Genomic DNA, 13,118 nt, shown 5'->3' with positions numbered 1-13,118 from the left:
TTAATAACGACCAGAACCGGCACGGAACACAAGATTGTTCTGCACGACCGCCGAACCTTTCAAGAACGGGATTCGTATTCATGGCATTGAACGCAAGCACGCAGATCGCGCACCCTGCAGACAAGGTCATCGCGACCTTGGCCGATCGCGGTTTCGCCGAGCATCTGACCTCGCTCGCCAAGGGCACGTTGACGAGTTTCACCGTTGAGGGCGACACCAATAGCGCCTTCACGCTGACCACCGTCCGCGCGCTGCCCACCGACCGCGTGCCGGACTTCGCCCGTAAATTCGTGGGCGCTTCCATTGATGTCACGCAGGTCGAGCAGTGGAGCGCACCGGATGCAGCAGGCAATCGTTCGGCTTCGGTGAAGATCAACGTGGCAGGCGTCCCGGTGTCGGTCTCCGGCACCGAATCGTTGAGCCCAGCCGGTGAGCAGAGCGAATTCGCTATCGATGCGAAGGTTTCCTCGTCGATTCCGTTCATCGGCGGCAAGCTTGCCTCCGCTGCGGAGCCGTACCTGGGCAAGGCGCTGAACATGCAGGCCGCTCAGGTCAATGAGTGGCTTTCGCGCTAACCGCCGTCAAGAACCAGCGGCAAGATCCCGGGTCGGTGTGAAGATGCGCTCACCCGGGATTTTGTGGTTCGAGCCACGTTTCGCGCTAGTGTTAAAGTCAGGTGTGCCGGGAAGTCTGGTCGGCGAACAAATTTTCATTTATCGAAGTAAGCGAGTTCAACAATGACTCCAACGCCCTCTTCAGGTTCGCCAAGGAACCTGTTTTCGCGCCCAAGCTACAAAGAGTCGGTGCGCATTGGAGATATCCTGCGCAAGGAAACCGTCGGCGGCATGGTCCTCATCGCTGGCGCGATCCTCGCTCTCATTTGGGCCAACACGCCGATGCGCGATTCCTATTTTGCGCTGCGTGATTTTCATTTCGGGCCCACCCTCTTCGGTGTCGACCTGAATCTTTCCATCGGCCACTGGGCAGCCGACGCCTTGCTGGCGGTGTTCTTCTTCCTGACCGGTCTGGAATTGAAGAAAGAATTCGTCATTGGCGATCTGCGCAACGTCAAAACCGCGGCGGTCCCGGTTGCCGCTGCCTTCGGTGGCGTGCTGGTTCCGGCATTGGTCTTCGTGGCTATCGCCGCCGGTTCCGGGGGCGGCACCGAGCTGCTCCGCGGCTGGGCGATCCCCACGGCGACCGATATCGCTTTCGCCGTCGCGGTGCTTGCCGTCATCGGTTCGGCTCTGCCGGCCGCGCTGCGCATCTTCCTGCTGACCCTCGCGGTGGTTGATGACCTGATCGCCATCGTCATCATCGCCTTCGTCTTCACCGACGAGCTCAAGCTGGCCTACCTCGGGCTGGCCCTGATTCCGATCATCCTGTTCACCGTGCTGGCCCGTTCCCTGGGCAAGTTCTTCGCCAAGCGCGCCTGGGCGGCGTGGGCGATCCTGTTGCCGCTGGGCGTCATTACCTGGATCTTCATCTTCGGTTCGGGAATTCACGCAACCATCGCGGGCGTGGTTCTGGGCTTCTGCATCCCGGTCAAACGCACCGACGGTCGTGAAGGCTATGGTTTGTCCGAACTCTTCGAGCACCGCTTCCGTCCGCTCTCTTCCGGTTTCTGCATCCCGATCTTTGCCTTCTTCGCCGCGGGTGTCACTGTGGTTTCCTCCGATTCCGGCGGCGGCGGGCTGTTCACCGACCCGGTGCTCTGGGGCATCGTGCTTGGCTTGGTGCTCGGCAAGCCGATCGGCATCATGGGCTTCACCTGGTTGCTCACCAAGTTCACCAAGGCGTCCTTGGATAAGGACGCCAAATGGGCTGACCTGTTCGGCGTGACGCTGCTGGCGGGCATCGGCTTCACCGTCTCCTTGCTGGTCTCCGAGCTGTCCTTCGGTCTGGAATCGGTGCACTACGAACATGCAAAGGTCGCAATCCTGGCCGGCTCCTTCATTGCCGCGATCCTCGGCGCCTTGTGGCTGATCCCGCGCAACCGTGGGTACAAGATCATTGCCGCCCGCGAAACACGCGATGACAACAAAGATGGCATCCCGGATGTTTACCAGCCCGGCGACAAAGACTAGCTCTGCTTGACGAAGAAACCCTTGCTCGGCACATTTTCAATGTGCGGAGCAAGGGTTTCTTTATATCTAGAGGCTCTGGCGCTGCCCTGAGATCCGCTCAGGCGTTGGCACCCAGCATGGCTGCTTCGGCTGCCACCCAGGCGAGCATGGCGCACTTAACGCGTGCCGGGAACTTGGAGACACCAACGAATGCCGCAGCGTCTTCCAGCACGTCCTCGTCCGGAACCATGGTGCCCCGCGAGCGCATCATTTCACGGAAGACTTCCAGCTTGTCCAGGAATTCATCCTTGGTCATCTCCGGGAGCATCTCGCTGAGCACCGAGGCGGAGGCCATGGAGATGGAACAGCCGTCTCCTTCCCAGCTCATCGCCGTGAAATGCGCGTCGCCATCCAGAGCCACGCGGACACGGATCTGATCTCCGCAGATGGGATTGTGCTGGTGCGATTCGCCATGCAGTTCGCCGTCTGCCGGGTCGACCAAGGGCGAGCCGAAACGACGCCTGGCATGGTCGAGGATGACCTGTTGGTACAGCTGATCTAGCTCGTTCATTTAAACTCCAAAGTATTCACGCACGGAGGCAACGGCCTCGATCAGCGCGGTAACGTCCTGCTCGGTGTTGTAAAGGTAGGTGCTTGCACGAGTCGTGGCAGATACTCCCAGGGCACGGTGCAGCGGCTGGGCGCAATGGTGTCCGACGCGCACGGCGATGCCGCGCGAGTCCAGGAACTGGCCCACATCATGCGGGTGGACCCCGATGACTTCGAAAGGCACGGTGCCGATGCGTTTGATGCCGGAGGGACCGAAAACGCGCACGCCTTCCAGCTTGGACAGTCCCTCGAAGAGCATGGCCCCGAGGTGTTCCTCCCAAGCGGCAATGCGATCCATGCCGATCTCGTCCAAGTAGCTGGCGGCGGTAGCCAGCCCGTGGACCTGCGCGATGCGCTGTGTCCCGGCTTCGAAGCGCTGCGGCGACGGAAGAAATTCGGCATGTTCCATATCGACCACGGTGATCATCGATCCGCCGGTCAGGAACGGCGGCATGGCGTCCAGCAGCTCGGCACGGCCGTAGAGGCCGCCGATGCCTGTTGGGCCGAGCATCTTATGTCCGGAGAAGGCCATGAAGTCCACGTCCAGGGCCTTCACGTCAACGGGCATATGCGGGACCGACTGGCATCCGTCCAGCACCGTCAGTGCTCCGACCTTCCGCGCGGCGGTGACAAAACGCGCGACGTCCGTGATGGTGCCCAGGACGTTGGACACATGGGTGAAGGCCACCAATTTGGTCTTCTCGTTGATCAGCTCGTCGAGCAACTCATAGCGCAGTGCCCCGTGCTCGTCGACCGGCACGTAACGCAAGGTCGCGCCGGTGCGGAACGCCAATTCCTGCCAAGGGATCAGGTTTGCGTGGTGCTCGATCTCGGTCACCAGGATCTCATCGCCGGCACCGATCCGGAAGCGTGCGGAAGACTCGCCGCCGCGGCCGAGCGAGGCGTTGGAAAGCGAGTAGGAGATGAGGTTCAACGCTTCGGTGGCATTCGAGGTCCACACCAGTTCGTTGCTGCGCGCGCCGATGAACTTGGCCACGGTCTCGCGTGCCTGCTCGAAAATATCGGTGGCTTCAACGGCGAGGGTATGTGCACCGCGGTGCACTGCCGAGTTGGCGTTCTCGTAGTAATGCTGCTCGGCTTCGTAGACGCAGCGTGGCTTCTGGCTGGTCGCTCCGGAGTCCAAATAGATGAGCTCGGTGCCGTTGACCTGGTGCTCCAGGATTTCAAAGTCTGCTTTGATCCGTGCGACCTCTGCTTGAGAGAGCGCTTCGGTGGTTTCTGGGTGACCGGTAACCGTCTGCACGTGGTCCTCCGAGGTAATGGATGTGGTTTGCCAGATCGCTTAAGCTGATTAGGCAAAGGGTACATTAGCTAATTATTCCACTCTAGAACGCAGAACACATCTAAGTAAGTCCTTAGTTAGCAACCCCTCAGCAAAGGCAAAACGGCCAGAACCCCTGCCGCAGTGGCAAAAATTCTGACCGCTTTGATCGCAATACGATCAGGAAGTGTGAAACTTCTCCTGCGCCGCTTCCAACCCGGAGGACATCAACAGTTCGACTGCGTCCGCCGAATTGTCGATGAGAAACGGCAGCGCTTGCTTTTCGGTTTTCGAGAAGTCCTGCAGCACCCAGTCCGCGGTATCCATGCGCCCGGCGGGACGCCCCACGCCGGCACGCACGCGAAGATAGTCCTTGGAGCCCATGGCCTTGGAGATATCGCGCAGCCCGTTGTGGCCGCCTTCTCCCCCGCCGCGCTTGAGCTTGACCGTATCGAAGGGAATGTCGATCTCGTCGTGGACGACGATCAATTTTTCGATCCCGATGCCAAAGAATTTGGCGAGGTTCGCGACCGGTCCACCGGAGAGGTTCATGTAGGTCAGGGGTTTGGCCAAGACGATGCGGGGTCCGCCGATGCCTAGCCGGCCCTGGATAATCTGGGCACGCGAGGAATGGGTTTTGAATTTAGAGCCGGAACGTTGTGCCAACTCGTCGAGCACCATGTGCCCGATATTGTGCCTATTGCCAGCGTAGCCGGGCCCGGGATTCCCGAGCCCGGCTACCAGCCAAGTGTCATTGCTCATGAGTCTTAGCTACTAAAAGCTGTATTGCAGTTCCGAAGAGTGCAATTACGCAGCGATCAGCAGGTCCATGTGATCAACGGTGCGGTTGATGGCGTGGACCTGAACATCCTTGATCGAGGTGGTTACTTCCTTGCCCTCGATGTTCAGAACCAGCTGAACGCTGCGGTCACGGATGGCCAGGGTGGTCTCGTGGATTGGCAGCAGGATGTGCTGTGGCTCGGAGCCTGCACCGTAGATGACTGCTGGGATCATGCCGTCGCGGCGGGCCTGACGGGCTGCGCCCTTGCCGAAATCGGAACGGACTACGGCGTCAAGGTTGACAGATGCCATGATGAATCTCCTTAGAGTAAATGAATGCTACTTCTTACGCCCTGCGTGGACCTGGGAAGCATCCATCATCTGGAGATGAAAGAGCTTTTCCGGCCTTGTCGATAACGGCTACATCAAAAAAGATGTTTCCCTCGCCTGGGCACAATGAGTAATTCTACCAGTTACTCACCCCGGAGAAAAAACATGTAGCCCATCCCACATCATCAAGAGATGATACCTTTTGGCATAGTTCCGCTCCCCCGGTAGCGTGGCAACAATCCAATAGATCAACGGTGAGAATCCGCCTAAACCAAGGAGCACTTGTGGCTACGAAACAACCAGCGATGTCACCGTCCGAGATGCCGGTTTCAGAAGTCTTGGACCGTGCCCCCGGGACACGGCGGGCCGAGGCCGAGGAGCTGCTGAGCCTCTATCAGGAAATCACGGCAGAGACACCGGTGGTCTGGGCCGGGAAAATCATCGGGTTCGGTGAATACGAATACTTCCATGCCAACGGGCGCAGCGCACGGGCGCCGCTCATGGCCTTCGCCCCAGGATCCGCAAAGCACACCCTCTATCTCCAAAGCGATTTCGCCGAGAAGTGGCCCGAACTGCTCGCGGCGCTCGGCCCGCACCGGGCCAGCAAGGCCTGCCTCTATCTGGGACGGCTGTCCAAGATCGATCTGGGCGTGCTTCGTGAGCTGCTCGAAGCCTCTCACACCTTGGCGCGCACCGAAGCCGGGCAGGGTCCGGTTTCCGACGGCTGAGCTTCATGCGCTGGTAAATAGCTTTTAACGGCCTCTGGCCGGCACCCGAAGGTGCCGGCCAGAGGCTTGCGAAACGAGGACTGCTAGGCGCGGCCGTCGAAGAGGTTCGTCACCGAACCTTCGTGGAAGACCTCGGAGATGGCGCGAGCCAGCATCGGTGCGATCGAGAGCACGGTGAGGTTCTCGAAGCGCTTCTCTTCAGGGATCGGCAGGGTGTTGGTGACAACCACTTCGGTGGCACCGGACTCGGCCAGACGCTGCGCGGCAGGCTCGGAGAACACCGCGTGGGTGGCGGCGATGATGACGTCCTTGGCTCCGGCTTCCTTCAGCACGCGCACCGCGCCGGCGATGGTTCCACCGGTGTCGATCATGTCGTCGATCAGCACCGCGGTGCGGCCTTCAACCTGGCCCACCACGGTTTTGGACTCGGCCTGGTTAGGCATGGTCAGATCGCGGGACTTGTGGACGAACGCCAGCGGGGCACCGCCGAGGCGTTCGGCCCACTGCTCGGCAACGCGCACGCGGCCGGTATCCGGGGACACCACGGTAACCTGCTCCACATCCACCTTGGTGCGGATGTAGTCGGCCAGCAGCGGGAAAGCAAACAGGTGGTCCACCGGACCGTCGAAGAAGCCCTGGATCTGCGCGGTGTGCAGATCGCAAGAGATCACCCGGTCTGCGCCTGCGGTCTTGAACAGGTCTGCGACCAGACGAGCCGAGATCGGCTCGCGGCCACGGCCTTTCTTGTCCTGGCGGGCATACGGGTAGAACGGTGCGACCACGGTGATGCGCCGCGCCGAGGCGCGCTTCATCGAATCGATCATGATCAGCTGTTCCATCAGCCAGTTGTTCAGTGGGGCCGGGTAGGACTGCAGCAGGAAGACTTCCTTGCCGCGGACCGACTCATCCGACCGAACGTAGATCTCGCCGTTAGCGAAGTCGTAGGCGTTCAACGGGAGCAGTTCGGTGTCCAGTTCCTTGGCGACTTCCGCTGCCAGTTCCGGGTGTGCCCGGCCGGTGGCCAGGACCAGCTTTTTATCGACATTATGGCTGATTTCACTCATGGGGTTTGCTTTCTCGCTCGCTTCGCTATCACGTATGAGGTGGTCTGAGGAAATGACTTCCTCGAATGAATTACTCGGAATCCGAGCCATTCAATGAGGACTTGAACGCGGCGTCGGCCGAAGGGGTGCCGGGGCGCTTCTCCAGCGTCCAGCCCTCGGTGTTGCGCTGCGGGGCCACGGACAGCGCAAGCGCACCGGCCGGGACGTTTTTGCGTACGATCGCGCCAGCGCCGGTGTAGGCGCCGTCCCCGAGTTCTACCGGGGCGATGAACACGGTGTTCGAGCTGGTGCGCACATGCGAACCGATCTTGGTGCGGTGCTTCTTTTCGCCATCGTAGTTGGCGGTGATGTTGCCGCAGCCGATATTGGTGAATTCGCCGATTTCGGCATCCCCGGCGTAGCCGAGGTGCGAGAGCTTGGAGCCGCGGCCGATGGTGACGTTCTTGGTTTCGTAGAACGCGCCGATCTTGCCGTCCGGGCCGAGCTCGGTCCCCGGGCGCAGGTAAGCGAATGGACCCACGCTGGCTCCCTCGGAGATGCGCGAGTCGGTAGCGTCGGTGCGCTTCACCGTGGCGTTCTGGCCGACCACCACGTTGGTCAAGGTGGTGTCGGGGCCAACTACCGCGTTGGTGCCGATGATGGTCTCCCCGTGCAGCTGGGTGCCCGGCTTCAGGGTGACATCCTGGCCAATGATGACCGTCGCGTCGATCCAGGTGGTGGCCGGATCAACGATGGTCACGCCCTGGCGCATCCAGAATTCGGCCTTGCGCTCGTTGTAGATGCGGGCCAGGTTGGAGACCTGGACGCGGTCGTTCGCGCCCTCGATCTGCCAGCGGTCGGCGATCTGCGAGGAAGCGACGCGGCCGCCACGCGAGCGAGCAATGGCGAGCACGTCGGTCAGGTACATTTCGCCCTGCGCGTTGTCGGTGGTGACCTCGGTCAGCGCCGAACGCAGCATGGCGGCATCGAATGCATAGATGCCGGAGTTGATTTCCTTGACGGCCAGCTCGGCCTCGTTGGCATCTTTCTGTTCGCGGATGCCGGAGACGTCCCCGTTCTCATCGCGAAGGATGCGCCCGTAGCCCGAAGGGTCATCCAGCTCGGTGGTCAGCACGGTGACCGCGTTGCCGCTGGCCTCGTGGGTGACAACCAATCCGGAGAGCACCTCGCTGGTGAGCAATGGCACATCGCCGTAGGTCACCACGACGGTTCCTTCGAGGGCTGGATCCACCGCTTCAAGGCCCTGCTGCACGGCGCGTCCGGTGCCGGGAACTTCGTCCTGGTCGGCAATGGTGATGTTCGGGAACTGGCCCAGAATATGCGCCGCCACGAGGTCACGCTGGTGACGCACCACGGCGACCAAGCTCTTTGGCTCCAACGCAGAAGCTGCGTGCAACGCGTGGGAAATCATGGAACGACCTGCGATTTCATGCATGATCTTCGGCTTCGCCGATTTCATCCGAGTTCCCGCGCCTGCGGCGAGGACGATAACGGCTACTGGTGCGTTGACCTGATCGCTCAAGTGCTTTCTCCTGCGAAGTCGAGTTTGAGGTTTCCGGCATTGAAGTAAAACCCCGGTGACAGTCTATCGCGCGGAAGAAGATCGGCTTAACTGGCGCCAAAAAGAAAAGCGCCCGCAGGGGGCGCTTGAGCAAAGTGGTTCCGCCCGTAGGATTCGAACCTACAATGCACAGCTCCAAAGGCTGGCGTGTTGCCATTACACCAGGGCGGAAAACGCACCGCGCGGGCATTGCCCGTTTAGCACGCTAATTATTCTGCCACGTTCCATGTCCTGAGTGAAATCGCACAACACACCCAAGAAGGGGTATTTTTGTCCTTCCAGCTGTTCTCCGGCAAAAAATCACCGGTTCCAGGTGATGCGGATCCGTCTCGATTTGCCCTGCTTCGTAAACTAGAGGTGTGGCTCATTTACTCGGGGGCGAAACCCTACATCTGGAATATCCCACTCACGTCGTATTCGACTCGGTCACCATCGGTATTTCCGAAGGTGACCGCATCGGGCTCGTGGGACGCAACGGCGAAGGCAAATCTTCGCTCCTACGCATGCTCGCGGGCAAAATCGAGCCGCACTCAGGCCGCGTGACTAGACGCAGCGGAGTGCGCGTCGGTGTGCTCGACCAGAGCGATACCTTGGATTCCGACGCTACCGTGCACTACGCGCTGGTCGGCGACATGGAAAACCACGAATGGGCCGGCGAGGCACGCATTCGCGATGTGGTTTCCGGCCTGGTGGCGGATTTGGATTGGGAAGCGAAAATTTCCACCCTCTCCGGCGGCCAGCGACGACGCGTCGCCTTGGCCGCATTGCTCGTCCAGGACTGGGACGTGGTCATCCTCGACGAGCCAACCAACCATTTGGACGTCGAAGGCATTTCGTGGCTGGCGAATCACGTGAAGAATCGCTGGGCGAAGAATTCGGGCGGGCTCATGGTCGTAACCCACGACCGCTGGTTCCTGGACGAGGTCTGCACCGACACCTGGGAAGTCCATGACCGCCTAGTTGAACCCTTCGAAGGCGGCTACGCCGCGTACATCCTGCAGCGCGTCGAGCGTGATCGCATTGCGGCGGTGACCGAAGGCAAGCGCCAGAACATGATGAAAAAGGAACTCGCTTGGCTTCGCCGAGGTGCCCCGGCGCGAACTGCCAAACCGAAGTTCCGCATCGAAGCGGCAAACCAGCTGATCGCCGACGTTCCACCGGTTCGCAATCCGCTGGAACTGAAGAAGATGGCAACCACGCGTCTGGGCAAGGATGTGGTGGATCTCTTGGACACCGAGGTCAGCTTCGGTGAGAAGCGCATCCTGAAGCCTTTCACCTGGCGCATCGCCCCGGGTGAGCGCACCGGCCTGCTCGGTGCCAACGGCGCAGGCAAGTCCACGCTCTTGGGCCTGATTGCAGGAACCGTATTGCCTACCGGCGGCACGATCAAGCGCGGCCAGACGGTTAAGCTCGCGGTGCTGGACCAGCAGTTCCGTGAATTGGAAAAGATCGGCGAGGATCGGGTCCGAGAGATCTTGGCCCGCTACCGCACTACTTTTAATGTGGACGGCAAGGATCTGACCCCGGCGCAGCTTTTGGAGCGCTTGGGCTTCTCCTCGGCACATCTGTCCACCAAGGTCCGGGAACTATCCGGTGGCCAGCGCCGCCGGCTTCAGTTGCTGATGATCCTGATGGATGAGCCAAATGTGCTGATCCTCGATGAGCCGACTAACGATGTTGATACCGACATGCTGGCCGCCCTCGAAGATCTGTTGGATTCTTGGCCAGGTACCTTGATTGTCGTTTCCCACGACCGCTACTTGCTAGAACGCGTCACCGATCAGCAGTACGCAATCCTCGATGGAAACTTCCGTCATGTGCCAGGTGGCGTAGATGAATACCTGGAGCTGCGCAGTTCAGAAAGCTCCAAGGGCTCGGGCAACCCCACAAGCGCTTCTGCAAAGGGCGGCAAAACTGCGGGCGGCTCGGGCGTTGACCGTCGAGCCGCGCAGAAAGAACTGAACGCGAACGTGCGCAAGGTCGGTCAGCTCGACCAGAAGATCAGCAAGCTGAACGAAAAGTTGGCAGCACATGATCAAAGCGACTTCGAAGGTCTGGGCAAGATCACGGCCGAGATTCGTGAACTTCGAGAACAAGTTGACGTCCTGGAAGAACGTTGGCTGGAACTGTCAGAATTAGTCGACTAGTCGGCCGCTTCGGGTACTTCCTGAATTGACGAAATGGTGGCGCAGAAACTTCGGTTTCTGCGCCACTATTTTTATGGAGCAAACGCCCAGAAATGTGTCCCGCTTAGCCCCCGTTCACCGGGCATTTTCTCGGGCGGGGTATATGGGAATGCGAAATCGTTGGAAACTCGAAGTTTTGAAAATATCAGAAGTCAGCTGAGCGTCTGTCCCGTATAACGACCGTCTTGCGGGACGGTCCCGAACGATAGTCCCAACATACCCCTGTGGGACGAAGCGACTGTTGCAGAGGTGAAGATGATTGCTTGCGGGTTCCCGCATACGGACTGGTCTGAAGCTGGAAACCTAGGCCGTCCATGGAAGTTTGTGATGCAAGGCATGCAGGGTCACGGTTCCGCCGTAAATGGGAGAGGTGCCGAGCTCCGAAAAACCCCAGTGCCTATACATTTCTCGGACTTGGGTGGCTTGGCCAAAAACACCTAGGACGGCATCTTGTTCGGCTCGGTTAGAGAGAAGTCCACGGATGCATTGTTTGGCTATCCCACGGCCTCGAAAGTTTTCGTTGACAGCGAGTTCCTGGACAACCAAGGTTCTCGAAGGCAAGATGTCCAAATCTAGCATTGGCGGCATCCCATTGAGTCGTTGCAACCAAGAGCTGTCCTGGTCAAGCCTCTGAGATAAAGCAAAGCCGACCAGTTGATCATCGTGCCTCGCCACGACAAGCCGCCCACCAGGACTAGCAAGTTTCTCTGGGCCCCATTGAACAATACTTTGTAGCTCATCTGCTGATTCATTGTAAGGATGGGCTGCGAAACACAAGACGAAGAGATTTGTGACTTCAGCCCAAATCTCGTCCGGGGCAACATGCTCGAACCGGACGTAACCAACTTCTTGATCGGTCTCTCTCATAGTGACTCAGTCTATGTCTTGTTTCCTCAGGAGCATTCCAGGCGAGGAAGCCAGCGCGACATCAGGCATGACGCTTTGCCCAACAACAACGTGCCGGGCCGGTGTCCGCAAAGGTGCTATCTATCTTCGGGATACGCCGTGGTGATGGTTTCGTCCCGTAGAGCGTTCCTCTTACGTACGTTTCCCCAGAGGACCGGCTTACGGGAAACCTGTAGGTGAAAAGTTCCTTCTAGCGGGTGGGGCGCTGCAAAATACGTTCAACGATTTGCTCGGGAGTTTCATCAGCAACAATTCGCATCTCTGATACGAACGGAAGAGGCTGCCATCCGTGGTACCAACCGCGCATATCTTTATCGCTGAATTCAGTGGCTTGCGGTCTCGTCGAATGTCGATTGACAGTCTCTTCGAAAGCGAGATCGAATGAATAAAATCTGGCATCAGCAGTATGCGCTGCCACGCGCTCTAACATTCCCCCGTATCTGGAGGCGTTAAAGATCCCTTCCAGGATTACGTTGTGTCCACGGTTTAGACAATGAATGGCAGCAATTTCGAGTAGGTCTGCGTGAGCTAGGCTTTCCTGCTCTCGCTCATGGTAAATAACTCTGCGAAAGTGATCCTGCTGAAGCACCGCTGTAAGTTTCCCGAGTTTGGTTTGCAGCATGCGCGCGATCGTGCTTTTCCCTGAGGCTGAATTTCCACGAATCACTATCAACATACACATCACCTGCATTCCTTAAGATCCAAATATGAAACCGATACGCATCGCTGCACGCAGATGACCTCATTCTAGCTCTGGCATAGATGACGGCGTCCCACAGAGCGTTCGGCATGCGGGCGTACTGCCCAGATGCTGAAGGCTCCGAACACCCACCGCAAACTCATCGGCTAGCGACCGGCTCATGGGACGGATCGTAGACTCTCATTTTTAGGGAACCTAAAATCTGGCACGACTCCAAAAATGGTCCGCTTAGTGCAACATGGCATTGCAATTAGTAAAGCGTGGACTGCATTAGCCAGTGGAATGTATGCGGGACGAAAGCCAACGACGCGAAAAGAAGTGTTGCCTTCGGTTATCCGTTGTGGTCCGCAGTAGTTGGCCATGCCCCATCATCGGTGAACTCCGTGGCCCAGTAGTACGGATTGACTTCAATCAGCGTACGCGCAGCCCACCCTCCAGCTGAGCCGGGATCTGATACCGCGACCTGAACGTCCGGCCCCCAAAGTGCGAGTCTTTCTTGACAAAGACCACAAGGAGCAAGAATCGTAACTTGGTCTTCACCGGCTGCCTTGCTCACGCAAACTGAGGCGGTTACTCGTCGATCCATGTTGTACGCCTGACAGATGGCACCCGTTTCAGCACACAGGTTAGCCGCAGCATTAAAATTGTCGAGGCTGATGCTAGTTAATATTTGTCCATCTTCGAGGTACAAGGCGGCAGCGACGGCCTGCTCCGCATCTGGCCAGCGACGATTGATGTGTTCTATTGCCGCGTTGACGAGTTTTTGGTTAAGTTTCATAAACGCATTCTGGCATGAACCACTCAGCAAAATGTTATTGGCTAGTTCTAACCCAGATCTTTCATCAGTTATCCAACGGCTGCCGAAATCCTCTACCAATGGATTCCCGGTGGCCGTTCCTGATTCAG

Annotated in this window: 13 protein-coding genes and 1 tRNA gene; 4 read left to right on the top strand and 10 right to left on the bottom strand. The window is 58.8% G+C overall.

Annotated elements, in window-relative coordinates; translation table 11 throughout:
- The first annotated feature begins 80 nt into the window (after positions 1 to 80).
- Both CQ019_RS12780 and nhaA read left to right on the top strand, forming a co-directional pair.
- Positions 81 to 575 carry a DUF2505 domain-containing protein gene (locus CQ019_RS12780; protein WP_096287575.1) on the top strand — a complete coding sequence of 165 codons (495 nt, stop codon included), beginning with the start codon at positions 81 to 83 and terminating at the stop codon, positions 573 to 575.
- 228 nt (positions 576 to 803) lie between these two features.
- The gene (nhaA, locus tag CQ019_RS12775; RefSeq protein ID WP_308727260.1) at positions 804 to 2,087 is read left to right on the top strand and encodes a Na+/H+ antiporter NhaA; all 1,284 of its coding nucleotides are present in this window, start codon (positions 804 to 806) and stop codon (positions 2,085 to 2,087) included.
- Positions 2,088 to 2,184: 97 nt separating this feature from the next.
- Here nhaA and sufU read toward each other — a convergent pair whose 3' ends face one another.
- The 4 genes from sufU to CQ019_RS12755 all read right to left on the bottom strand — a co-directional run bounded on the left by sufU (position 2,185) and on the right by CQ019_RS12755 (position 5,049).
- The gene (gene sufU / locus CQ019_RS12770; protein WP_105553840.1) at positions 2,185 to 2,637 is read right to left on the bottom strand and encodes a Fe-S cluster assembly sulfur transfer protein SufU; all 453 of its coding nucleotides are present in this window, start codon (positions 2,635 to 2,637) and stop codon (positions 2,185 to 2,187) included.
- Positions 2,638 to 3,939, bottom strand: a complete 1,302-nt coding sequence (locus tag CQ019_RS12765) for a SufS family cysteine desulfurase (protein ID WP_105553841.1) — start codon at positions 3,937 to 3,939, stop codon at positions 2,638 to 2,640. It lies immediately after the preceding gene.
- Between the two features lie 198 nt (positions 3,940 to 4,137).
- Positions 4,138 to 4,719, bottom strand: coding sequence for an aminoacyl-tRNA hydrolase (pth, locus tag CQ019_RS12760; RefSeq protein WP_105569857.1), 582 nt, complete (start codon positions 4,717 to 4,719; stop codon positions 4,138 to 4,140).
- A 45-nt stretch (positions 4,720 to 4,764) separates the two neighbouring features.
- Positions 4,765 to 5,049, bottom strand: coding sequence for a 50S ribosomal protein L25 (locus CQ019_RS12755; protein ID WP_105553843.1), 285 nt, complete (start codon positions 5,047 to 5,049; stop codon positions 4,765 to 4,767).
- 302 nt (positions 5,050 to 5,351) lie between these two features.
- Here CQ019_RS12755 and CQ019_RS12750 point away from each other — a divergent pair, with 302 nt between their 5' ends.
- Complete coding sequence (locus CQ019_RS12750) at positions 5,352 to 5,795, top strand: DUF1801 domain-containing protein (RefSeq protein WP_105569856.1); 444 nt, start codon at positions 5,352 to 5,354, stop codon at positions 5,793 to 5,795.
- Between the two features lie 83 nt (positions 5,796 to 5,878).
- On the opposite strand, the gene CQ019_RS12745 is transcribed toward CQ019_RS12750, so the two are convergent.
- The 3 genes from CQ019_RS12745 to CQ019_RS12735 form a co-directional block, all read right to left on the bottom strand.
- Positions 5,879 to 6,859 carry a ribose-phosphate diphosphokinase gene (locus tag CQ019_RS12745; protein WP_096287589.1) on the bottom strand — a complete coding sequence of 327 codons (981 nt, stop codon included), beginning with the start codon at positions 6,857 to 6,859 and terminating at the stop codon, positions 5,879 to 5,881.
- Between the two features lie 70 nt (positions 6,860 to 6,929).
- Positions 6,930 to 8,381: a bifunctional UDP-N-acetylglucosamine diphosphorylase/glucosamine-1-phosphate N-acetyltransferase GlmU gene (glmU, locus tag CQ019_RS12740; protein ID WP_105553845.1), complete on the bottom strand. Its 1,452-nt coding sequence runs from the start codon at positions 8,379 to 8,381 to the stop codon at positions 6,930 to 6,932.
- 135 nt (positions 8,382 to 8,516) lie between these two features.
- Positions 8,517 to 8,591: transfer RNA gene (locus CQ019_RS12735), tRNA-Gln, on the bottom strand.
- 188 nt (positions 8,592 to 8,779) lie between these two features.
- On the opposite strand from CQ019_RS12735, the gene CQ019_RS12730 reads away from it, so the two are divergent.
- Positions 8,780 to 10,567, top strand: coding sequence for an ABC-F family ATP-binding cassette domain-containing protein (locus tag CQ019_RS12730; protein WP_096287593.1), 1,788 nt, complete (start codon positions 8,780 to 8,782; stop codon positions 10,565 to 10,567).
- Between the two features lie 342 nt (positions 10,568 to 10,909).
- Here CQ019_RS12730 and CQ019_RS12725 read toward each other — a convergent pair whose 3' ends face one another.
- The 3 genes from CQ019_RS12725 to CQ019_RS12715 form a co-directional block, all read right to left on the bottom strand.
- Positions 10,910 to 11,473, bottom strand: coding sequence for a GNAT family N-acetyltransferase (locus CQ019_RS12725; protein ID WP_105569855.1), 564 nt, complete (start codon positions 11,471 to 11,473; stop codon positions 10,910 to 10,912).
- Between the two features lie 229 nt (positions 11,474 to 11,702).
- A complete protein-coding gene (locus tag CQ019_RS12720) occupies positions 11,703 to 12,188 on the bottom strand; it encodes an AAA family ATPase (RefSeq protein ID WP_181148478.1) in 486 nt (161 codons plus the stop codon).
- A gap of 355 nt (positions 12,189 to 12,543) precedes the next feature.
- Positions 12,544 to 13,118: cytidine deaminase (locus tag CQ019_RS12715; protein WP_258133973.1), on the bottom strand; the 575-nt coding region annotated here is incomplete at its 5' end.

This window comes from Arthrobacter sp. MYb229 (assembly GCF_002975405.1).
Taxonomy (GTDB): Bacteria; Actinomycetota; Actinomycetes; order Actinomycetales; family Micrococcaceae; genus Glutamicibacter.
Note: the sequence above shows the minus strand (reverse complement) of the source record. Positions and strands in the feature narration are given on the sequence as shown.